This window comes from Polaribacter sp. 20A6 (genome assembly GCF_011378915.1).
In the GTDB taxonomy this organism is placed as follows: Bacteria; Bacteroidota; Bacteroidia; order Flavobacteriales; family Flavobacteriaceae; genus Polaribacter; species Polaribacter sejongensis.
Map to the genome: position 1 here is coordinate 197780 of NZ_WTPZ01000005.1, position 20231 is coordinate 218010.

Consider the following 20231-nt stretch of genomic DNA (forward strand, 5'->3'; position numbering starts at 1 on the left):
AAAACAAATTATTAGTATTAAATTTACGGTATAAAACATTTAACCATGAAAACTTTCGGAACATTATTAGTCGTATTCTTTATTTCTTTTTCAATAAACGCACAAGAGTTTAAATTTGAAGAAGAAACTATTAACTACGGAAAAATTGAAAAAGGATCTGATAAAGAAAGAGTCTTTGTATTTTCTAATGTTGGTGATGAACCAATAGTTATTAGTAGAATTCAATCTTCTTGTGGTTGTACAATTCCTAAAAAACCAGAAGCACCAATAATGCCAGGAGAAAAAGGAGAAATTAAAGTATCTTATGATACGAACAGAATTGGTGGTTTTTCTAAATCTATAACCGTTTTTTCAAATGCAAAAGAAGGAAATAAAATAATTAGAATTAAAGGAGTAGTAACTAAAGAGCTTTCTTTAGAAAAAGAGAAAAGTATCTTAACAGATATTTAATCTATAATTTTTTTATCAAACGAAATTCGAATTTCATTTGTACGCCATTGCGTTCAACTGTAATTCGAATTTTCTTTTTATCCCTTTCTTGAAATTTATAGACAATATCTTCTATCTTTAATTCATGAGCATGTTTTCCATTGATTCTTAGAATAACATCATCTTTTAACAAACCTGCTTTTTCTGCTGCTGAGTTTTTAACAACACGACGAATAATAAACGATGGTTTAAAATTAAAGGAATACCTAGTAACAAAACTAATCGAGTTTTTATTAGGCATTTGGTTGTTATAGGCATTTTTGTACTTATCAACGATCTCTTCTTTTACCAATTGCTTTCCATTATACACGACATCTAAACCACTCATATTATAATTAAACCCTGCACTAAGAGAACCATTCTTTTTTAAGGTGATTTTTTTATGAGGATAATCAATCCAAACTTTAAATCGACTTAAAATACCGCCACCAACACTACCATTTCTTTCTTTAAATTTTCTTGCATTGTGCGTCGAAAGGGAATCTAAAAAAGAAATAGTAGGACTTTCAATAACAAAACGTCCCATTTTAAATTTAGATACTCTACTTCTATTTCCATAAATAGATCCGCTTAACCCTTCGCCTAAAAGATCATTAAAAAAACGTTTTGGTGTTCTAATCGATTTTTTAGAGTTTTCGAAAAGCCACATAGCATCACTCCCGCCTAAATCTACTAACAATTTTACGTCAATAAACGCATTACCAACAGTATCTAAACTTACCGAAGCATCTATAAATGGTTTTTTCCGATAAAACTGAAATGGGAAGGTTTCGCACTTTCTGCATTTTTTATAGGTGAAGGTTTTAGGATTGTAAAAATTTATTTTTTTTGTTTTATAGTTAATCTTTACAATTACATTTTTCAATAAATTATACCCTATAATTCCGTGTATGGTTGTGCCCATTTTACTAGATAAATCGAAATAATCTTTTAAAATAACATAAACTGTTTCATTCTTACTTATTAAATTCTTTACTTTAAAAATATTCTCTTTAGAAATAATTGCATCTACCGCATCACCGCTACCTAAACCGCGCAACCTTACTCGGGTAGTATTTAACAACTCTATACTATCTTTTTCTGATAAATTAAATAAAATAGTTTTATTAACTCCCGTATCAAGAATAAAGGACAATTCTTTACCGTTAATTTCTAAAGGAATCACAATTAAATTGTTAATCAATCTAAAACTAACTTGTTGACTATGCTTATTTTTTTCATTAAAAGTAAATCCTGGTTGAGAATATACTATCAATGAAAATAAAAATGAGATTATGATAAGTGCATATGATTTTATCAAACTAATTGTTTTTAGAACCTATACAAGATACAACAAAACAAGACAATTAAAGAATTTCTTAAATTTCAACTAAAATATATCACATACTTGTTTGACAGTAAAACACCTGCAAAGTTTCTTTAATATACTCTTTTAAATAAAATATATTTCGGAAATTCGCAATTACAAATATTTAAAACATAATTATGCCTGCAATATCTAAGAAAGGATTAAAAATGCCAGAATCACCAATTAGAAAATTGGTACCGTATGCTGAAGACGCTAAAAAAAGAGGTGTTAAAGTATTCCATTTAAATATAGGTCAACCAGATATAAAAACACCACAAGTTGCCTTAGACGCTGTAAAAAACAATGAGATTACAACATTGTCTTATGCACGTTCTGAAGGTTCTGAAGAATATAGAAACAAACTAGTTAGTTATTATAAAAAACATCAAGTTAACGTAACTGCAAACAATATTGTTATTACCACAGGTGGTTCTGAAGCATTGCTTTTTACCATTGGTAGTATTACAGATCCGGGAGATGAAATTATTATTCCTGAGCCTTTTTACGCAAACTACAACGGATTTTCTACCGCTTCTGGAGTTACCGTAGTACCTGTTATTTCTAAAATTGAAGACAATTTTGCATTGCCTAAAATTGAAGATTTTGAGAAGTTAATTACAAAGAACACCAAAGCAATATTAATTTGTAACCCAGGGAATCCTACTGGATACTTATATTCTAAAGAAGAGATTCAGAAATTAAAAGAGATTGTTTTAAAACACGATTTATTTTTAATTGCTGATGAAGTATATAGAGAGTTTACCTACGATGGTTTACAACATACCTCTGTAATGGCTTTAGATGGTTTAGAGCAAAACTCTATAGTTATAGATTCTGTTTCTAAGCGATACAGTATGTGTGGTGCTAGAATTGGTTGTATTGTTTCTAAAAATGAAGACTTTATAAAAACAGCTATTAAATTTGCACAAGCACGTTTAAGTCCGCCAACTTACGCATTAATTGCTAGTGAAGCTGCTTTAGATACGCCACAACAATATTTTGATGATGTAAAAGAAGAATACGTAGACAGAAGAAATACTTTAATTGCAGAATTAAACAAAATTGAAGGTGTAAAAGTAGCCAACCCAAAAGGTGCTTTTTACTGTGTTGCTCAATTGCCTGTTAAAGATTCAGATCATTTTGCAAAATGGTTATTAGAAGACTTTAACTTAAACAATGAAACCGTTATGGTTGCTCCTGCAAGTGGTTTTTATTCAACTGAGGGTGAAGGAAAAAATCAAATTAGAATGGCATACGTTTTAAACAAAGAAGACTTAATTAGATCTGTAGAGATTTTAGGTGAAGCTTTAAAGGTTTATAAGGATTAGTTATAACTGTTATATAAAGTACTATTATCCTAACGTATTTACGGGATAATAGTACTAAAAGTTACTATATAATTTATTTGTAAACAAGCTAAAAAAACAGTGCTATCGTCTAACTGGCAAGACATCCGATCCTAAAATGAATATAAACTTATCTCGGAAAACGTAGGTTCGAATCCTAACAGCACTACTATATAAATATGGAATCATTAGAATTAAAAAATTTTTTACGAGATGTTGGAGAGTCTGTTCATTCGATGAATACAATTGCAGTAGCACTTTCACTATTACCGAATAAGACAAAAACACCACCCAAAGGTCTTGAAATATCTTGGAAGCCAAAAAACCTTAATACTTCAAAGCTAAAAGCTAGACATTATGCAGAGTCTGCATCTTATGTTTATTCTGCTGAAAGTCTCTTTGAATATTTAGAACAAATTTCTAAAAATCCTCTTTGGACATACAAAGACATTAATTTTCTTGGAGAACAAAAGAAAGCTATTAAAACCTATAATTTTCTGTCTCAAATTCCGAAAATCACAAAACCAATGGCTATTCTATGCGAACTATTATGTCATTGGAGAAATAGAATCGTACATCTTTCAATATCAAATGCAGATATTTCAAGTAACAAGAAACAAATTCTCAAATCTGAAAAAGATGATATTTATGAAAAATTTCATCATTTTGATATTGAACAAGCCTTAACTAATTTTAAAGAAAAGAAAATTACTCTCAAGGACACTTCTACCCTGATAACAATAACAATTAAGTGTATTAGACTTGTTGATGAATATTTTCATAAAGGAATATCAAATATTGAATTCAGTAATTTGAAGATCGATTTTTTAAGAAATAAAGAATTTAAAATAATTTATAATCAAACAATTTCAGATAAGAGAACTCGACAAATAGAAAAGTGGATTAAAGTAAATTATCCTTATCTGACCAAAGAAAAGTATGAATTAATAATCAAGAATCTATAAAAGTCAGTTTACAACACCGTATATAATTTATTGCTGGCTTCTCGCGGACTTTCTTGGTCGGTAATTATTTAATAAATTAGTTGCTTGAAACACGCAACAAACCATATACAACAACGTAAGCAACCAAAAGGAACAAAATGCAAAAAAGTGAAAAAGAAACTGAAGATTCATTGAATAAGATTAGTGAATTAGATTCTATTTTAAATAATCTCTCAGAATATTATTCTAAATTAAGAAATGAAGATATTTCACGTGAAGAAATATTTGATTCTTTATATCTTGTTCTAAAAGAGGAAAAAAATTGGGAACACCCCTTAGATTTTTGGAGTCTAACAATTGAATATAAAAAAGCTCTAAAATTATTATCAGATTTCGATTTTAAGACACTAAAAAGTACAATTGAAACTTCAGGAGAAATAATACCAAAAGATTTATTAATGAACTATAAAGTTCGAATTAAATCGAAAGGACTAATTTGGATAATTCACAAATATGATGCAGATCCATTTCCTTCTAATCCTCACGCACATTTAATTGAAAGTGGAATAAAATTAGATTTATCTAATGGTAACTGTTTTAATAAAAAGGAATTAGTATACACTTTAAAGGAAAAGGATTTACTCTTTATAAGACAAAAAGCGGAAGAAAAAAAATTTGAATTACCTAAAATAGAAATATAAAAAGGCAGCATACAACACCGTATAAACTTTATTGCTGGTTTTGGCTCACTTGGGAAATTCCTCCGGAATTTCGTCGTTCGTACTTTATTTACTAAATTCACTGCGTTAAACAACGCAACAAAGCTGATACAACAACGTTGGCGGTAATTTGAGCATACAAAACATCAAAGAAAGAAATGAACGAATATTTAAAATCATTTAATTTATTTACCGACATAGAGATTAATGATTTTTTGAATTTATCTCAAACTATTTTATTAAAAAAAGGCGATTTATATATTAATAATAATGAAATTTGCGACTCTATAGCTTTTGTCAAAAGTGGAATTTTTCGTTCCTATTATTATTCAAATAATGACGATGAAATCACATATTGTTTCACTTTTCCAAATAAATTATTAATGGCTTATTCTTCATTTATTTCACAAAAAAAATCTGAAGAAAATATTCAAGCTCTGACAGATGCTGAAATAATTTCAATACCAAAAGCAACTTTAGAAGATTTAGCGAAATCAAATAGTAATTGGTTGCGTTTTTTGAAAATTATTGCCGAAAAGGAATATGTTGAATTAGAGAAATGGATATTTAATCATCAAAAAGATAAGGCTCAACAACGCTATTTAGATTTAATTACAACGCAACCGGAATATATCAAAGAGATTCCACTACATTATATAGCTTCTTACCTAGGCGTTACACAACGTCACCTAAGTCGAATAAGAGCTAATATTACGTATTAGACAAATGTCCTCTTCTTAAATCTTTAGTGCTTCATAAATTTGCATATAATTTAAAAACAAATATTATATGAAAACAATAATTTTAATTGGAGCAAACGGAAAAATGGGACAAGCTGCTCTTACAGGTCTAGGAAAACACAAAATTATAACTGCTGGACGTTCTGCTGATAGCTATGACTTTCAAGTAGATATTACAAGCGAAGCATCATTAAGGAAATTATACGAAGATGTTGGTCATTTTGATGCTGTTGTAAACACTGTTGGTGTTTGTGAATATGCAAATTTTACTGAAATGACCGAAGAACAATGGATGAGTACCATTTTAAGTAAAATGATGGGACAAATAAACATTGTACGTATTGGTCAAGAATATATTGCAGATAAAGGGTCATTTACTTTAATAACAGGAATTTTAAATACGAAGCCTATACCTTTTGCAATTGCTGATGCTACTACAAGTGGCGCTATTGATACATTTGTTAAATGTGTTGCTTTTGAAATGCCAAGAGGAATCCGAGTAAACTCAATAAACCCAACTGTTTTAGAAGAGGCTTGGGATGTTTATGGTGAAATGATGCCAGGTTTTGAGCCAGTTCCTGGAAAGTTAGTAGGTAAAGCTTTTGAACGTTCGGTTGATGTATTTATTACGGGTCAAGTAATTTTTGTAGATGCATAAATAAAAACTACCGCCAACACCATATATAATTTATAGCTAAGTCCTCACCTATTTACGAAAGTTTGTGAGGGCTTTTTATTTAGTTATTATTTACTAAATTAGTTGCTTGATACACGCAACAAACCATAACACAACAACGTCAGCTTTAATACTGATTAAAATTTAAAACAAAAACTATGAACTATTTTTTATTTATTGGAGCTTGGCAACTAATTATAATATTTATCGTACTTCTTGGAATTATACCAACAATAATAGCTCTTGTAGATATTTTAAAGAGTGAATTTACAGGAAATAATAAAATTGTTTGGGTACTCGTCGTTTTATTTGCTAACTTTTTTGGTGCTATTTTATATTTCTTAATTGGTAGAGAACAAAAAATAACAGCTAATAAATCATAAATCAGGACTAAGTAAGTTTACGGAAACGAAAACTGAAGTAAAAACGTGTAATCTCACTTCACTAACTAAGAAAAAAACATAATACTAAAATATTATTGTCTATTAATTCGGTATAAAGATTATAGATAAAAAACTATATTTGTTATCACTGATAGCGCTCGTTTGTAACGAGTACCAGAATGAAATAACCAGCAATACTTGTACTCGTTTGTAACGAGCAATAGCAAGTTAGACTTTACAGAAAATAAATGAATATTCTAGAAAACACATCCCTAAAAAATTATAATACGTTTGGCATTTCTGTAAATGCCAAACGTTTTATTTCTATTGATTCTGTATATCAATTACAACAACTTTTAAAAGTTGAAAAAGACCTTTTTTTAATTTCTGGTGGAAGCAATATGTTGCTGACAAAAGATATTGAAAAATTAGTGGTACACATAGATATTAAAGGTATTTCTATTGATAACGAAGATGAAAACGCTGCTTATATTACTGTAAATGCTGGCGAAAACTGGCACGATTTTGTATTGTGGTGTGTTTCTGAAAATTATGGAGGAATAGAAAACTTGTCTTTGATTCCGGGTAATGTGGGCACCTGCCCTATTCAGAATATTGGTGCTTATGGTGTAGAAGTAAAAGACACTATTACAAAAGTAGAAGCACTAGATATTCAAACGGGTAAATTGATTCAGTTTTCTAATGAAGACTGTAATTTTGGATACAGAAATTCTATTTTTAAGAATGAAGTAAAAGGAAAATACATTATTACTTCGGTGAGTTTTAAGCTGACAAAAACCAACCATCATTTAAACTCTTCTTATGGCGCTATTAATACAGAGTTAACGTCTAAAAAAATTACAAAACCTTCTTTAAAAGATATTTCTGAGGCTGTAATTGCCATTCGAAAATCGAAGCTTCCAGATCCCAAAGAAATAGGAAATAGCGGTAGTTTTTTTAAAAACCCTGTAATTGCTACCTCTCAATTTTTAGAGTTACAAAAAGACTTTCCAACCATACCAAGTTATAAAATATCTGATACCAAAGTGAAGGTTCCTGCTGGTTGGTTAATAGAACAAGCTGGTTTTAAAGGGAAACGTTTTGGTAATTACGGAGTGCATGAAAAACAGGCTTTGGTCTTGGTAAATTACGGCAATGCTACTGGGAACGAAATTTATCAGCTTGCTGAAAAAATAAAAGAAACCATCTTTAATAAATTCGGAATTCCTTTAGAAATTGAAGTGAATATTATTTAAAAACAGCGCTACTATATACTACTGATGTCTACCCAAAATAGATGTAAACGAAACATCTTGTATCAAAAAAAGGATTTTTAACAATCTTCATTTATTTTAAATTCCCGCATTAGCGGAAATAAGAATCTTTAAAATAGAAATGAAGTTATTTTTTATGGGCTTTTACCTAATTAATTTTTGGGTAAAACAGCCATCTTTTAAGGTAATATTAAAGAAGTATTTGTCACCTTTTTTTTGAAAATTTATACGCTAATTAGCATTCTAATTTATACGATGAATTATTCAAATATTTTCAAGATGAAAACAAAACTTTTATTAAGTATTTTTTTAGGTTCTTTGATGCTCTCCTTTTCGGGGTTTGCTCAAAAGAAAAAGCAACCCAATGTTTTATTTATTGCTGTTGATGATTTAAGGGCAGAATTAGGAACCTATGGTTCTGAAGTAGTATTATCGCCTAATATAGATAAGTTGGCAAGTGTTGGCGTTCAGTTTAATAAAGCATACGTACAACAAGCTATTTGCGGACCTTCTCGTGCAAGTATTCTAACCGGTTCTAGACCAGAAACCATTAACGTTATCGATTTGTTTCAAGATTTTAGAGCCAATAGACCAAGTATTGTTACGCTACCTCAGCATTTTAAAGAAAATGGATACGAAACGGTGTATGCCGGTAAAGTGTTTCATGGACAATATACAGACAATGAAATGTCTTGGACTAGAAAACCTGTGAAAGTAAAATTAAACGCAAATGTGCCAAAAACAGCTGGTGGATATGCACTTGCCGAAAGCCAATTAATGTATCAAGAAAACAAAAAGGCTTTAGAGGATAAATACGGAGAAAAACTGATTCGTGAAAACTGGTTAGACAAAGGTCCTGCTTTAGAATCTGCAAATGTACCAGATGAGACTTATGAGGACGGATATAATACGCTTTCTGCCATTGCTACCTTAAATGAAATGGTTGCGAAAAATGACAAACCTTGGTTTCTTGCTTTAGGTTTTAAAAAGCCACATTTAGATTGGATTGCTCCAAAAAAATATTGGGATTTATATGATGAAACAAAAATACCAATTGCAACGCAGGTAAATCCACCAAAGGACGGTGCTGCAATGGGCTTGTCTGAATCTTTAGAGTTACGTGTTTCTGCAGACATGCCTAAAACAGGTGAATTTAATACGGAATTACAACAAAAATTACGTCATGGATATTATGCATGTATTAGTTATATAGATGCTCAAGTTGGTAAAATGATTCAGGCTTTAAAGGATTCTGGAGAATATGAAAATACAATTATAGTATTTTGGTCTGATCACGGTTTTAACCTTGGAGAAATGGGATATTGGGGAAAAGCAACCAACTATGAAATAGCAACCAGAGTGCCTTTTATTATTGCTGCTCCTGGAATTACGGATAAAACGAAAGGGCAAAAAGCAGACGCATTGGTAGAGTTATTAGATTTATATCCTACTTTATGTGATTTAGCTGGTTTAGAAACACCTAGTAATTTAGAAGGTAAAAGTTTAGTGCCTATTTTACAAAATCCTAGTATGAAATCTCAAAAACCTGCCTTTAGTTTGTTTCCTACTCCAGCATTAAGAGAGTGGGCAGCAAGACCTTTTACTCCGCCTTTTAGAACTACTTTTTTTAAGCCTTTAATCTTAAAAATTGAAAATAAAATTAAAGCTCAAATGGGTGTTAAATGGAATAGAAGAACCTACGAGCAGTTTGTTATGGGCTATGCCATGAGAACAGACGATTATAGAATTGTAATATGGAAAGACAGAAGAAAACCTAAAGAAACACCTTTATTTATAGAACTTTATGACCACAAAAACGATCCAAATGAAACGGTGAATATTGCCGCTGAAAACCCAGAAAAGGTAAAAGAATTGATAGCTCAATTTAATGAGACTTACTAGTAAGTAATTTTTTAAAAAAAAAGTCTGAAGTTTATATAAAATAACTTCAGACTTTTTTTTGCTATAAACTTATTGGCTTACTAAAAAAATTATTAAAACGACATGTTTGCCTGAGCACTTTGTAATTGCTCAGCAAAAGCTTTGTCTAAGGTTTTATTTTGGTTACTGAATGTCCTTCGACAAGCCTGCCTGCGGAAGGCAGGCTCAGGAAGACATTTAGATTTTCAATTGTTCTAGCGTCATAATAAAATTAAATTGGTATTATTACATAAAAAGAAGTTGCCTAAAAAGTAGATTTTTTGTCAATCTGAATTTATTTCAGATTCTTATGAATATTTAATTTCAGTAAGTGCAGATGCTGAAACAAGTTCAGCATGACAAGAATTATTTCTTTTTAGAGAAACACTATTTGTTAAAAGCTTATTTTATTTTAACTTTCTAATTTTAAGATCTTAATATCAGCAATTAATTGTTTTACAGAATTTTTATTCAAGCCATTATAAATACCTCTAATGTGTTTATTCTTATCGATAAGAATAAAATTTTCTGTGTGTAGAAAATCATCAATTCCTTTTGGTTTACCTAAATCTTCCTCCACAAAATAAGACTTTCTTCCTAAATCGTAAATTTCTTTTTTATCACCATTCACCAAATGCCAATTTTGACCTACATTTTTATCTAAGGCATATTTTTTTAACTGAGCTACAGAATCTATAGAAGGTGTTACGGAATGCGAAAGCATTAAAACTTCATCATCATTTTTAAAAGCCTCCTGAACAAGAATCATGTTATCGGTCATCATCGGACAAATACCAGGACACGTTGTAAAGAAAAAATCTGTTACATAAATTTTATTCTCAAATGTTTGTTGACTGATAGTCTCCCCATCCTGATTTGTTAAACTAAAATCTGGAATGGTATGAAAAGTCTTTAAAGCATCGCTTTTAGCATCGATCCATTTAGGAGTAAAAGATGCTTCATTATAATAAGGCAATACACCAACTTTACTTGCAATTTCTTTATGATCTGTTTTTTTACAACTTAACAAAAGACATATACCTATTAGTAAAAAACTATAATTCTTTATTTTCTTCAATTTTTTCATCTTTTAATTGATAACATAAATTTGCACGCTTCATCCCAAAAGTTCTGCCATTTTTAGCTTCATAATTTACATAGATCTTACCGTTTTGTAACCAAGCTCTTTGCAAACCATTTTCATTTCCTTTTAACAAATTTCTTTCTTTAGACATTGCTCCATCAGCATACCATTGTCGCTCTATTCCTTCTAATTTCCCTTTTTTGTAGGTTGCCTCATAAGCCAAAGTACTGTTTAACCACCAAGATTTATAACTGTCCTCCATAACATTTTGGTTGTAATGCGATGTTACTTTTAAAACTCCGTTTTTAAACCAAACGTTATAAACGCCTTCTTTTTTACCATTATAAAAACCTGTCTTTTCCTTTAAGGAATCATTGGAATGATATTTAACTGCAAACCCATTAAAAAGTTTGTTTTTATAATACCAATTCCCTTCGTTACCATTTAACACCAAACTGTCTTTATGAACTGTAACAGTACTATCAATAGTTCTAATTTTAATAGCTGTATTTTTCTTTTTATTATTGGCTGAAGAATTACAACCAATAATAAAAATTGAAAAAAGGAAAAAAAAGAATGTTGTTAATTTCATATTAGTAACCTTGATAAGGACCTGTAAAAGCAATATAAGAACCTGTTGTAGAATACAATTCGTTTATTATATGATAATGATATTCTTCTATTCCATCAGAATGTTGAGTTACAGAAGTATGTCCGCCAGAAGTATCTAAATCCGTTGGATAAGTATCTGTTGAATTACATTTTCTTCCATATAAGAATACACCATCTAATAAAATACCTACTAGATTTTTATCATCGTTTGTAAATGCTTTTGGTTCTAAATGATAATGATATACTCCAGGTCCAATATGTGCTCCTGTCCAATCTAAACTTGCAGCAGCTTCATCCAATGCCCCATTTCCTTCTTGATCATTAAAAATAGATGCACCACTTACCGCAACACCAATCGTATTTAATTGTGTACTTACCGTACTACCCGTTAAATTTGGAGTAGCATCTACAGTAATGGTAACTGCATTATTATTACTAGACATTATAGAAGGAGTTGTAGCTACCTCAGATTCTTCCAGATATAAATCGCTATCTTCTCCCCAATATACGCTTTCATGGTTTGGTAAACCTGTGGTTTCTATAGTTACCGTTGTACCTCCATTAGATAAATAAATATCGGTTGCATCGGTATTAAACTCCGCATACGCTGCATGTAATTCTGTTATAACAACATCATCTACGTCAGTGTCTGTACTTAAATCTGATTCACTATCAGACGTACAAGAAATAAATACTGAAAAAAATAGTACTATAAGTGATGTGGTTTTGATAAATTGGTTTTTCATTTTTTATTGGGTTATATTTTAGTTTATATAATCTTTAGATGTGGTTTCTAAAAAAAACTTGCGGTTTCAGCTTATTATTTTAAATTATCTTCTATTGCGTTTTGGTAAACTCTCTAATTCGTCTTTAGAAATAAAGCCATCTTTATTGATGTCTCTTTTAGAAAACTGTTCTTTTAATGGACCTTTTACTTCGGTTTTAGATAATTTACCGTCTTTGTCTGTATCCATCATTTCTAATAATTCACTAAAGTTTTTTCGTGCGCCACCATTTCCTACGTTATTTCCATCTCTAGGTGCTCCTCTGCGCTCTTCTTGCACTACCTCTCCCATTAAACATCTGCTTACATAAGGGAATTCATTTGTAACTAAATACATATATTTTCCTTCTATTGTAATACCATTACATTCATCTAAATCTCCAGATTCTGCAACATATTCAAAGTCAGAACCAAAAGCTCCATCATGATTGTCATTAACCCTAATTTCTATGGTTTCTATTGGATTTTCATACACACAGTCTTCTCCATCTCGTGTACCATCTAATAATTTATAACTCGGTTTATAAGCGTTGCTTTTAGAATAATACATAGGAAAACCATCGTGAGCAAAACCAACATGCACTAAGTCTTTTCCAGTATCAAATTTTTCAATAACAGAAGTGGGTGTGCCATGATAATGATACGCTCCATTTGGCTGTACGTGCGCATGATTAAAATCTAGACCTAAATCTATAATATCTTGAAAAGCTTCTACTCTATAATTTTCTCCTGTTTCACAAACTACAACTTCTGCAGTTCCTGGTTCAAATTTTACACCATTTAAAGCAACTCCAGGTTCTCTAACCCAAGTAGGTGTTCCTGTATATTTAGGTATTGTAGAAAATGTGTAGGTTCTGTTTTGTGCAGAAATTGTATTCGGATTTCCCTTTCTTGGAAAATCTCCTGTTTTATGATTTGGCAACGCATTTGTAACCATTTTTCTCTCTTCTGCATGAACGGTTACTATAGTTTTTGTTCCGTAATCTGCATCTTCTAGACTATAGGAATCAAAATAATTGGTATTAGAATGTGTATGTGCTTCTGTTTTCCCAATATGTGTATGGCTATGCGAATTGGATTTACTTTTACATCCTATTAAAAGTAAAGTCGCTATAATTGGTATAAAATATCTAGTTATCATTATTATAATGTTTTATAAAAGTTTAGATGTGTTTAATTTTAAAAACTTGTGTTCGTAATTTAAATTCTATTAAAAAGCCCCGAAATTTCTTACGAGGCTATTAATTAATCAAATTCAAAAACTATTTTTATTCACCTAAATAACTTGATACAGCTGCATTTCTTGAAGTTACATGAGTTTTTAATGTGTTAACAGCTGGTTGAAAATCTGAACCACTATTTAAAAAACTATAACCATCAATTTCTGTAGTTGCATAATCTTCGATTAAAGAAGCATAACTTGTATACAATGCTTGCATTGTAGTTTCATTAAATGCTCCTTCCGCTGCTTCTTTTACATACGCATCGTATTTTGCTTTATAAACATCATCTTGATATAAATACCCAATTAAAGGCCAACTAGATGCAATTAATCCAGAGAAGTTTAAAGACAAAGCTCCTTGTTGATTTCCTGTTTGCAACGCTTCGTTATTGTCCCAAGGAATCCAAGTTAATTTATTAGTATCTGGATTGTTGTACAAGAAATAATTATGCGTCATTCTACCGTATGTATCCCAATTCTGAATTACGGTATTTACCGCTAAATATTTTAAAAAGACATCGGTATCTAAAACGGCTTCTAAATTTGTTCTCCAAGTTGCCGCATCAGTAGTTCTAGTTCCGTCATGTAAAATGGTTAATAGACTCTGTACATCAGAAAAATCTGCTTCATCTTCATTATTTTTCTTCACATATTCATCTTCATCAAAAGTACCATTTGCAAAAGAAGCTGCATCACCATCTGGTTTGTATAAGTTTCCTTCATCCGAAGAAAATTGATCCTCTAAAACCGTATCATCAACTTCTTCAACTAAGGTATAAACTCCGAAATATTCTGGCCCGTCTCCATGATCTACATAAAGTGCATAAAAGGCCGTATGAGACGCTGCCAAACCAGCGCTTCTAAAGACATCTGTGGCTACCTTTTCTCTCAACATAGATTTATCATTATAATTATTTTTAAGACTTAATTTTTTAAATCCATAAAAACGTTGATTCTTTATTTGAGGATAATCATCTTCAAACTCATCAAAATCTAATTTGAATGAAAGCTTTAAAATACCTGACTCCCAGCTAGATTTTAAACTAGAATTTCCTTTAAAACGCAATCCTACACGATACCATTCTTTGCCTTCATAAAAAACTTCTCCTGGCACAAAAATAGGATCTTCATCTATATCCACTGTAGTTCCACCAAATCCTCCTCCACCGGGTCCGTTTGATGTTCCTCCAAAAGTTCCATAAAGATTTGTCATATCTGTTAACATGGTTTGCCAACGTTCTTCAGAAATTACAAAGTCTAATCTTTTTATTGCATTGTCTTCAAAAACTTCATCAAAATCTGGATCTGCATCTTTACTATGCGTATCGCTGGTCCAATCTATTGCTTCAAAATCTGTATCGTCTATTACTACTGCAACTTCTTCATCTTCGTCTTCAACTGTAGCGACATCTGAAATATCATCACTAGTACACGAAAAAATAATGAATAACATACATAGTGAAAGTAGTTGGGTTTTATAATTTTTCATAATTATCTGTTTATTTTTCTCGTATTAGTTTCTTGGTCTTTCTTTTCTCTCTGGTTTTGGAGCATTTTTTATTTCTTTTTCTGATAAAAAACCATCTTCGTCTGTATCTATTTTTTTGAAATCTTTAGCCAATGGTCCTTTAACTTCTTTTAAAGAAATTTTACCATCTTCATTTGTATCTAATTCTTTTAAGAGTTGCTTAAAGGTTGGAGGACCTTTTGGTTTGTCATCAGAATTATTTCCTTGTGCAAAAGTTGACGCTGATAGCCCTAAAGAAACAATTAGTACTGCTAAAATTTTATTTGTTGATTTTCTCATGATAAATGTATTTATTAAGTTTATAAAAGTTTAGATGCTACTCTTTTTTAAAACTTGCGCACGTTAACTTTACTTTAACAAAAAACCTTATTTCTAGAAGAAATAAGGTTTTAATAAATAGCGAATACATATTATCTTGGTGGTGGTGGCATGCCTTCATTTCTTGGAGGAGGCATTCTTCCATCATTTGGAGGTCTTCTTTCTCCACCTCTTATTGCTTGCTTAATAATTTTATCAAACTTTTTAGCTTGTTCTACCGTACATAGTCTTCTTACTTTTTTAAAAAAAGAAAAAACTTGAGCATCTTTTTTAGCTTCTAAAAGTCCTATTTTAACAGTTAATGAATCTATATTAAAGTCTTCATTATTAAAAGAACTAAACAAAATATCTTTTTGATCTTTGATCGTTTCTTCAAAATGAATCATTAAATTTCTATGTTCTTCATCTAAGACTTGAAATGCTTCTTTTTGATCCTCTGAAAATTGTAATTGCTCCGTTAAGAAATTATTACTAGGATTGTTTCTTAGGTTTTCATGTGGTTTTTTTACCAACATAAATATTAATACTCCATTCAAAATAATTAATAAAAACAGAAAAATAGGAAGTAATTTTGATTTCATCTTTTTTAATTTAAAATAGAACTACTGTCTGATTGTAAAGAATATTCTTGTGCAAAAACCTCTATATCTGATGTTGAGCTATCACTTTCACCTGAATTGTTAAAAGCGTAAAAGATAGTTCCGAAATTTAACAACAAGACAATACTTAAAGTTGCTAATTGTAACTGAGGTGTAAACCAAGCAAAAATAGGTTTCTTTTCTTCTTTTTCTGCATTTAATTTTTGCAATACTTTATGCTTAAAAAAGTGATTTACTTCTACTTTTTCGATCGTATTTAATACTTTAAAAGTGTCTTCTACCTCTTGATTTATGTGTTTTGTACTTTTCATTTTTTTTAATCTTTAAACAATCACTATCTATTTAGATGCAATAATTTATAAAAACTTGCGAAGCCTTAGGCTTTTTTTTCTCGATAATTTTAGAGTGATTAATCCGTTAATTATAAACCTCAATTTACCGTTATAACTTATAGTTAAGAGCTTTCATTTTTATAAAAATTTTCTAATTTTTCCTGCAATCCTTTTTTAGCTCTAAACATTAAAGATTCTACAGAAGACAAGCTTTTACCTGTAATATCTACAATTTCTTGATAGCTTTTATCATCTATCTTTGCCAATGTAAAAACGACTCTTTGTGCTTCTGGCAAAGTGTTTATCGCCTTAAAAATAATTGCTGATTTTTCTTTATTCTCTAATAAAATTCCCGGATGATTTACTTCTGTAAAATAACTTGTCTTATCTAAAGGAATTTCATTACCTAAGATTGTTTGCATAAATGCAAATCTCTTTTTTGTATTCTTTTTTCGGATAAATTCTAGACACTTATTTGTGGCTACCTTATAAATCCAGGTAGATAGTTTAGAATCTCCCTTAAATTTAGATACCGACTTAAAAACTTCTAAAAAAACTTCTTGAGCAACATCTTCTGCATCCTCTCTATTAGGAATAAAGGAGATACAGGTACCAAAAACTTTCTGCTGATAATCATCTAAAAGTTGACTAAAAGCTGCTTGTTTTCCGGCTTGTAATTGGTTTATAAAGTTTTCTTCGCTCAAGGAGTAATTAAATAAAAAGTAAACATACAAAAAAAGACTGCTTTTTAAAACAGTCTTTTCTAAATATATGTAATTATAAATTATTTGGTCATGGTAACAACACGTTGTGGTAACGGAGCTTCGTAACCTGCATTTCCTAAAGCTTCTACAATTCTCTGTCTAGTATCCCAAAAAACCTCCCAATAATTCTCGCAATTCGCATATGGTAAAGCCAATAACTCAACACTATTTTGTCCTAAATTATTAACAGCAACTCTTGGAGCACTTGCGCCTTCTTGTAAAACATGGTTGTCTTTTAAAAGAACATCCAATACAATTTGTTTTGCCTTCTCAATATCCGATCCATATCTAATTGCAAAAGGCATATCGATACGTAAATTTCCTATTTTAGTTAAATTGGTAATCTTATTAGAAGTTATGGCAGAATTTGGTATAATTTCAGTTTCATTCTGAAACGTTTCTATAACGGTAACAAACACAGATATTTCTTTTACAAAACCAAAAGCTCCGTTTGTTTTAATTAAATCTCCTACTTTAAAAGGCTTAAAAACAAGTAACATAATACCTGAAGCTATATGCCCTAAAGAACCATTAAAAGCAGCACCAATTGCCAAACCTACACCTGCCATTAATGCTGCAAAAGAGGCCATTGGTAAACCAACAATACCTGCAATAGAGATAATTAATAGTAATTTTAAAATAAAACCAATACTGGTTAATAAAAAAGGTTGTAAAGTTTCATCAAGTTTTGTTTTTTCAAACCCTTTAGAAACTCCTTTCATAATCATTCGAATAATCCAAAGACCAATTATTAATGCTGCAAAAGCACCAATTAATTGAAGTCCCCAATTTCCTAAACCAGCAGAAATTGTATTGTAAAAGTTTTGTAAAGATTGTGTAATTGTATCCATAATTTTATGTTAAAGTTGTTAATTATATTCAAAATTATGACACCTAATTTCTTAGAAAGTCACTATATAAATATTCTATATTGTTTTTTAAGACCGGTTAAGAATTCGTATCTTTGTAGATCAAATTTTTATTATGAAATTATTATTTCTTACTTTAGGTTTATTAGCACTTGCAGTGGCAGGAATCGCTATAAAAATATGGGCAAAAAAAGATGGTAAATTTGCAGGTACTTGTGCAAGCCAAAACCCAATGTTAAACAAATCAGGAGAGTCTTGTGGTTTTTGTGGAAAAACTCCAGACCAATTTGATACTTGTGAAGACACCGAACATAACTAACTCTCTTTTTTAAATGATATTATCTGTACTCTTCTACTCTTTTGTAGTATTTACAGCAATACAAATTATTTATTATCTCATTTTTTCTTCTTTTTTATTCAAAAAAAAAACGGACAGAAAAAATGCCTTAGATATTCCTATAACTGTAATTGTATGTGCCAAAAATGAAGCTAAAAACTTACAAGATTTTTTACCATCTATATTAAATCAAGATTATTCAAATTTTGATATTGTTTTAATAAACGATGCTTCTTCAGACGAAACATTAGAGGTAATGGAATCTTTTGAAAAAGAACATTCTAATATTAAATTAATTAATGTTGAGAACATAGAGGCTTTTTGGGGAAATAAAAAATACGCGTTAACACTAGGAATAAAAGGTGCAAAAAATGATCATCTCTTGTTTACAGATGCTGATTGTAAACCAGTATCTAAACATTGGATTTCTGAAATGGCTCAAAATTTCAATGAAGAAAAAACCATTGTTTTAGGGTATGGAAAATACAAGAAAGAAAAATTATTAGTAAACTTATTTGTACGATTTGAAACTTTATTAACGGCTATTCAATATTTTAGTTATGCAAAACTGGGATCTCCATATATGGGAGTTGGTCGTAATTTAGCATATCATAGATCTGAGTTTTTTAATGTAAAAGGGTTTATAAATCATATCCATATAAAATCTGGTGATGATGATTTATTTATTCAAGATGCTGCAAACAAAGAAAATACTACCTTTTCTATCTCTAAGAAAAGTTTTACAGAATCTATTGCTCCCAAAAGTTTTAAAGAATGGTTTCAACAAAAAAGAAGACATATATCTACAGCTAAATACTATAAACCAAAACATAAATTCTTTTTAGGCTTATTCTTTGTTTCTAAAGTATTGTTTTATCTTTTGGCTATTCCATTATTTTTCCTTTATTCCTGGGAACCTGTTTTAGCAATATTTTTAACGTATTATATAGTGCAATTCATTGTTATCGGTTTTTCTGCTAAAAAATTAAAAGAACCAACCATTACTTATGTATTGCCATTTTTAGAAATAGGGCTACTAATATTTCACTTTTCAATATTTATCACTAATTTGTCGTCAAAACCAAATCATTGGAAATAGACAATACTAAACTTGCAATCAATATTACAAAGGCTAAAAGCGGAAATCAATCTGCATTTAGATTCTTATTGGATACCTATTGGTCTGCTGTTTATAATTATCAATTAAAGAGAACACAAAGCGAAAACGAAGCAGAAGACATTACTATACAAACGTTTTCTAAAGCTTTTGATAAAATTAATACTTTTGATGAACAGTATGTTTTTAAGACTTGGTTAATAACCATTTCTAAGAATGTTCATATCGATTTACTACGAAAGAAAAATATTTCTATCGCTACAAATACCTCTAAAGAACAAGAAGAAAAAGCGTATTTAGTAGTCGATGAAAGCCCTACTCCTGAAGATAAAATTATTACAGAACAAAACTTAGCGAAGTTGTTGAGGGACATTAAAAAATTAAAACCTAAATATCAAGAAGTAATTCAGTTACGTTATTTTCAGGAATTATCATATAAAGAAATTTCCGAGCAAATTAACGAACCTATGAATAACGTAAAAGTAAAGTTGTTAAGAGCTAAAAAATTGTTAGCAGAGATTATTAAAAAATCTTAAACTATATACCAATGTTTTTGTAATTAATTCTTTATTTTTATAAAAAAACTTGTAATGACAACAAAACAGAAAAAGAACTCCATCTCTAAAAAAGACAAGAATAACTTAAGAATAACTACTTTAATTGCTGTAGTTTCTTTTATTATTTTTAAAGCTATAATTTCTGATTGGGAACATTTTAAGGCGGGTTTAACCGGGCATTTTTAGAAGAAAATTCAACATCTCATTATTTCTTATAAAACAAGTTTAATACTTCAATTTAGAACCCTACTTTTTTATTTTTTCCTTTG

General features: G+C 30.1%; 24 protein-coding genes and 1 tRNA gene. 14 read left to right on the forward strand and 11 right to left on the reverse strand.

All coding sequences use genetic code 11. The features are described 5' to 3' along the window. The first annotated feature begins 45 nt into the window (after window positions 1-45). Window positions 46-450 carry a DUF1573 domain-containing protein gene (locus GQS57_RS13310; protein ID WP_165733350.1) on the forward strand — a complete coding sequence of 135 codons (405 nt, stop codon included), beginning with the start codon at window positions 46-48 and terminating at the stop codon, window positions 448-450. Window position 451: 1 nt separating this feature from the next. On the opposite strand, the gene GQS57_RS13315 is transcribed toward GQS57_RS13310, so the two are convergent. Continuing rightward, window positions 452-1789: a retropepsin-like aspartic protease gene (locus GQS57_RS13315; protein WP_205860267.1), complete on the reverse strand. Its 1338-nt coding sequence runs from the start codon at window positions 1787-1789 to the stop codon at window positions 452-454. 185 nt (window positions 1790-1974) lie between these two features. On the opposite strand from GQS57_RS13315, the gene GQS57_RS13320 reads away from it, so the two are divergent. The 9 genes from GQS57_RS13320 (at window position 1975) to GQS57_RS13360 (ending at window position 9821) form a co-directional block, all read left to right on the forward strand. Then, window positions 1975-3165, forward strand: a complete 1191-nt coding sequence (locus tag GQS57_RS13320) for a pyridoxal phosphate-dependent aminotransferase (RefSeq protein WP_165733351.1) — start codon at window positions 1975-1977, stop codon at window positions 3163-3165. A 98-nt stretch (window positions 3166-3263) separates the two neighbouring features. Continuing rightward, a tRNA-OTHER gene (locus GQS57_RS13325) sits at window positions 3264-3352 on the forward strand. Window positions 3353-3362: 10 nt separating this feature from the next. Next, window positions 3363-4148 carry a hypothetical protein gene (locus GQS57_RS13330; protein ID WP_165733352.1) on the forward strand — a complete coding sequence of 262 codons (786 nt, stop codon included), beginning with the start codon at window positions 3363-3365 and terminating at the stop codon, window positions 4146-4148. A 137-nt stretch (window positions 4149-4285) separates the two neighbouring features. After that, a complete protein-coding gene (locus GQS57_RS13335; RefSeq protein WP_165733353.1) occupies window positions 4286-4828 on the forward strand; it encodes a hypothetical protein in 543 nt (180 codons plus the stop codon). A 176-nt stretch (window positions 4829-5004) separates the two neighbouring features. Beyond that, window positions 5005-5568 carry a Crp/Fnr family transcriptional regulator gene (locus GQS57_RS13340; RefSeq protein WP_165733354.1) on the forward strand — a complete coding sequence of 188 codons (564 nt, stop codon included), beginning with the start codon at window positions 5005-5007 and terminating at the stop codon, window positions 5566-5568. Window positions 5569-5635: 67 nt separating this feature from the next. Continuing rightward, on the forward strand, window positions 5636-6244 hold the full coding sequence (locus GQS57_RS13345) for a short chain dehydrogenase (RefSeq protein WP_165733355.1): 609 nt from the start codon (window positions 5636-5638) through the stop codon (window positions 6242-6244). A 176-nt stretch (window positions 6245-6420) separates the two neighbouring features. Further along, window positions 6421-6645, forward strand: a complete 225-nt coding sequence (locus GQS57_RS13350; RefSeq protein WP_165733356.1) for a PLD nuclease N-terminal domain-containing protein — start codon at window positions 6421-6423, stop codon at window positions 6643-6645. 248 nt (window positions 6646-6893) lie between these two features. Then, on the forward strand, window positions 6894-7901 hold the full coding sequence (murB, locus tag GQS57_RS13355; protein WP_165733357.1) for a UDP-N-acetylmuramate dehydrogenase: 1008 nt from the start codon (window positions 6894-6896) through the stop codon (window positions 7899-7901). Window positions 7902-8198: 297 nt separating this feature from the next. After that, window positions 8199-9821, forward strand: coding sequence for a sulfatase (locus GQS57_RS13360; RefSeq protein ID WP_165733358.1), 1623 nt, complete (start codon window positions 8199-8201; stop codon window positions 9819-9821). Window positions 9822-10251: 430 nt separating this feature from the next. On the opposite strand, the gene GQS57_RS13365 is transcribed toward GQS57_RS13360, so the two are convergent. From GQS57_RS13365 to GQS57_RS13410, 10 genes are all read right to left on the reverse strand, one after another. Then, complete coding sequence (locus GQS57_RS13365; protein ID WP_165733359.1) at window positions 10252-10926, reverse strand: SCO family protein; 675 nt, start codon at window positions 10924-10926, stop codon at window positions 10252-10254. Continuing rightward, the gene (locus GQS57_RS13370) at window positions 10895-11515 is read right to left on the reverse strand and encodes a toxin-antitoxin system YwqK family antitoxin (protein ID WP_165733360.1); all 621 of its coding nucleotides are present in this window, start codon (window positions 11513-11515) and stop codon (window positions 10895-10897) included. Before GQS57_RS13370 ends, GQS57_RS13365 begins: the two co-directional genes overlap by 32 nt. Before the next feature lies 1 nt (window position 11516). Next, complete coding sequence (locus tag GQS57_RS13375) at window positions 11517-12281, reverse strand: YHYH protein (RefSeq protein ID WP_165733361.1); 765 nt, start codon at window positions 12279-12281, stop codon at window positions 11517-11519. An 84-nt stretch (window positions 12282-12365) separates the two neighbouring features. Continuing rightward, complete coding sequence (locus GQS57_RS13380) at window positions 12366-13460, reverse strand: YHYH protein (RefSeq protein WP_165733362.1); 1095 nt, start codon at window positions 13458-13460, stop codon at window positions 12366-12368. Window positions 13461-13587: 127 nt separating this feature from the next. Then, window positions 13588-15030: a CotH kinase family protein gene (locus GQS57_RS13385; protein WP_165733363.1), complete on the reverse strand. Its 1443-nt coding sequence runs from the start codon at window positions 15028-15030 to the stop codon at window positions 13588-13590. Between the two features lie 24 nt (window positions 15031-15054). Next, window positions 15055-15348: an EF-hand domain-containing protein gene (locus tag GQS57_RS13390; RefSeq protein WP_165733364.1), complete on the reverse strand. Its 294-nt coding sequence runs from the start codon at window positions 15346-15348 to the stop codon at window positions 15055-15057. A 131-nt stretch (window positions 15349-15479) separates the two neighbouring features. Further along, window positions 15480-15968, reverse strand: coding sequence for a hypothetical protein (locus GQS57_RS13395; protein WP_165733365.1), 489 nt, complete (start codon window positions 15966-15968; stop codon window positions 15480-15482). Between the two features lie 5 nt (window positions 15969-15973). Next, complete coding sequence (locus GQS57_RS13400) at window positions 15974-16297, reverse strand: hypothetical protein (RefSeq protein WP_165733366.1); 324 nt, start codon at window positions 16295-16297, stop codon at window positions 15974-15976. A gap of 143 nt (window positions 16298-16440) precedes the next feature. Next, window positions 16441-17022 carry an RNA polymerase sigma factor gene (locus tag GQS57_RS13405; protein WP_165733367.1) on the reverse strand — a complete coding sequence of 194 codons (582 nt, stop codon included), beginning with the start codon at window positions 17020-17022 and terminating at the stop codon, window positions 16441-16443. A gap of 80 nt (window positions 17023-17102) precedes the next feature. Beyond that, window positions 17103-17933, reverse strand: a complete 831-nt coding sequence (locus GQS57_RS13410) for a mechanosensitive ion channel family protein (protein WP_165733368.1) — start codon at window positions 17931-17933, stop codon at window positions 17103-17105. Window positions 17934-18066: 133 nt separating this feature from the next. Here GQS57_RS13410 and GQS57_RS13415 point away from each other — a divergent pair, with 133 nt between their 5' ends. From GQS57_RS13415 to GQS57_RS13430, 4 genes are read left to right on the forward strand one after another with little or no spacing between them, the layout of a single operon-like run. Continuing rightward, window positions 18067-18270, forward strand: a complete 204-nt coding sequence (locus GQS57_RS13415) for a membrane or secreted protein (RefSeq protein WP_165733369.1) — start codon at window positions 18067-18069, stop codon at window positions 18268-18270. Between the two features lie 13 nt (window positions 18271-18283). Continuing rightward, window positions 18284-19387: a glycosyltransferase gene (locus GQS57_RS13420; RefSeq protein ID WP_205860269.1), complete on the forward strand. Its 1104-nt coding sequence runs from the start codon at window positions 18284-18286 to the stop codon at window positions 19385-19387. Next, window positions 19378-19941, forward strand: a complete 564-nt coding sequence (locus GQS57_RS13425) for an RNA polymerase sigma factor (RefSeq protein WP_165733370.1) — start codon at window positions 19378-19380, stop codon at window positions 19939-19941. The genes GQS57_RS13420 and GQS57_RS13425 overlap by 10 nt, the downstream gene beginning before the upstream one ends. Window positions 19942-19995: 54 nt before the next feature. Further along, window positions 19996-20148 (forward strand): hypothetical protein, encoded by a 153-nt coding sequence (locus tag GQS57_RS13430; protein WP_165733371.1) that lies wholly within the window; start codon window positions 19996-19998, stop codon window positions 20146-20148. Window positions 20149-20231: the final 83 nt, after the last annotated feature.

Coding starts and splice junctions, on each gene's coding strand:
- GQS57_RS13390 (WP_165733364.1), bottom strand. CDS start 15,348: ATGAGAAAATCAACAAATAAAATTTTAGCAGTACTAATTGTTTCTTTA.
- GQS57_RS13370 (WP_165733360.1), bottom strand. CDS start 11,515: ATGAAATTAACAACATTCTTTTTTTTCCTTTTTTCAATTTTTATTATT.
- GQS57_RS13320 (WP_165733351.1), top strand. CDS start 1,975: ATGCCTGCAATATCTAAGAAAGGATTAAAAATGCCAGAATCACCAATT.
- GQS57_RS13410 (WP_165733368.1), bottom strand. CDS start 17,933: ATGGATACAATTACACAATCTTTACAAAACTTTTACAATACAATTTCT.
- GQS57_RS13365 (WP_165733359.1), bottom strand. CDS start 10,926: ATGAAAAAATTGAAGAAAATAAAGAATTATAGTTTTTTACTAATAGGT.
- GQS57_RS13340 (WP_165733354.1), top strand. CDS start 5,005: ATGAACGAATATTTAAAATCATTTAATTTATTTACCGACATAGAGATT.
- GQS57_RS13430 (WP_165733371.1), top strand. CDS start 19,996: ATGACAACAAAACAGAAAAAGAACTCCATCTCTAAAAAAGACAAGAAT.
- GQS57_RS13360 (WP_165733358.1), top strand. CDS start 8,199: ATGAAAACAAAACTTTTATTAAGTATTTTTTTAGGTTCTTTGATGCTC.
- GQS57_RS13395 (WP_165733365.1), bottom strand. CDS start 15,968: ATGAAATCAAAATTACTTCCTATTTTTCTGTTTTTATTAATTATTTTG.
- GQS57_RS13330 (WP_165733352.1), top strand. CDS start 3,363: ATGGAATCATTAGAATTAAAAAATTTTTTACGAGATGTTGGAGAGTCT.
- murB (WP_165733357.1), top strand. CDS start 6,894: ATGAATATTCTAGAAAACACATCCCTAAAAAATTATAATACGTTTGGC.
- GQS57_RS13400 (WP_165733366.1), bottom strand. CDS start 16,297: ATGAAAAGTACAAAACACATAAATCAAGAGGTAGAAGACACTTTTAAA.
- GQS57_RS13380 (WP_165733362.1), bottom strand. CDS start 13,460: ATGATAACTAGATATTTTATACCAATTATAGCGACTTTACTTTTAATA.
- GQS57_RS13420 (WP_205860269.1), top strand. CDS start 18,284: ATGATATTATCTGTACTCTTCTACTCTTTTGTAGTATTTACAGCAATA.
- GQS57_RS13310 (WP_165733350.1), top strand. CDS start 46: ATGAAAACTTTCGGAACATTATTAGTCGTATTCTTTATTTCTTTTTCA.
- GQS57_RS13345 (WP_165733355.1), top strand. CDS start 5,636: ATGAAAACAATAATTTTAATTGGAGCAAACGGAAAAATGGGACAAGCT.
- GQS57_RS13415 (WP_165733369.1), top strand. CDS start 18,067: ATGAAATTATTATTTCTTACTTTAGGTTTATTAGCACTTGCAGTGGCA.
- GQS57_RS13335 (WP_165733353.1), top strand. CDS start 4,286: ATGCAAAAAAGTGAAAAAGAAACTGAAGATTCATTGAATAAGATTAGT.
- GQS57_RS13385 (WP_165733363.1), bottom strand. CDS start 15,030: ATGAAAAATTATAAAACCCAACTACTTTCACTATGTATGTTATTCATT.
- GQS57_RS13375 (WP_165733361.1), bottom strand. CDS start 12,281: ATGAAAAACCAATTTATCAAAACCACATCACTTATAGTACTATTTTTT.
- GQS57_RS13350 (WP_165733356.1), top strand. CDS start 6,421: ATGAACTATTTTTTATTTATTGGAGCTTGGCAACTAATTATAATATTT.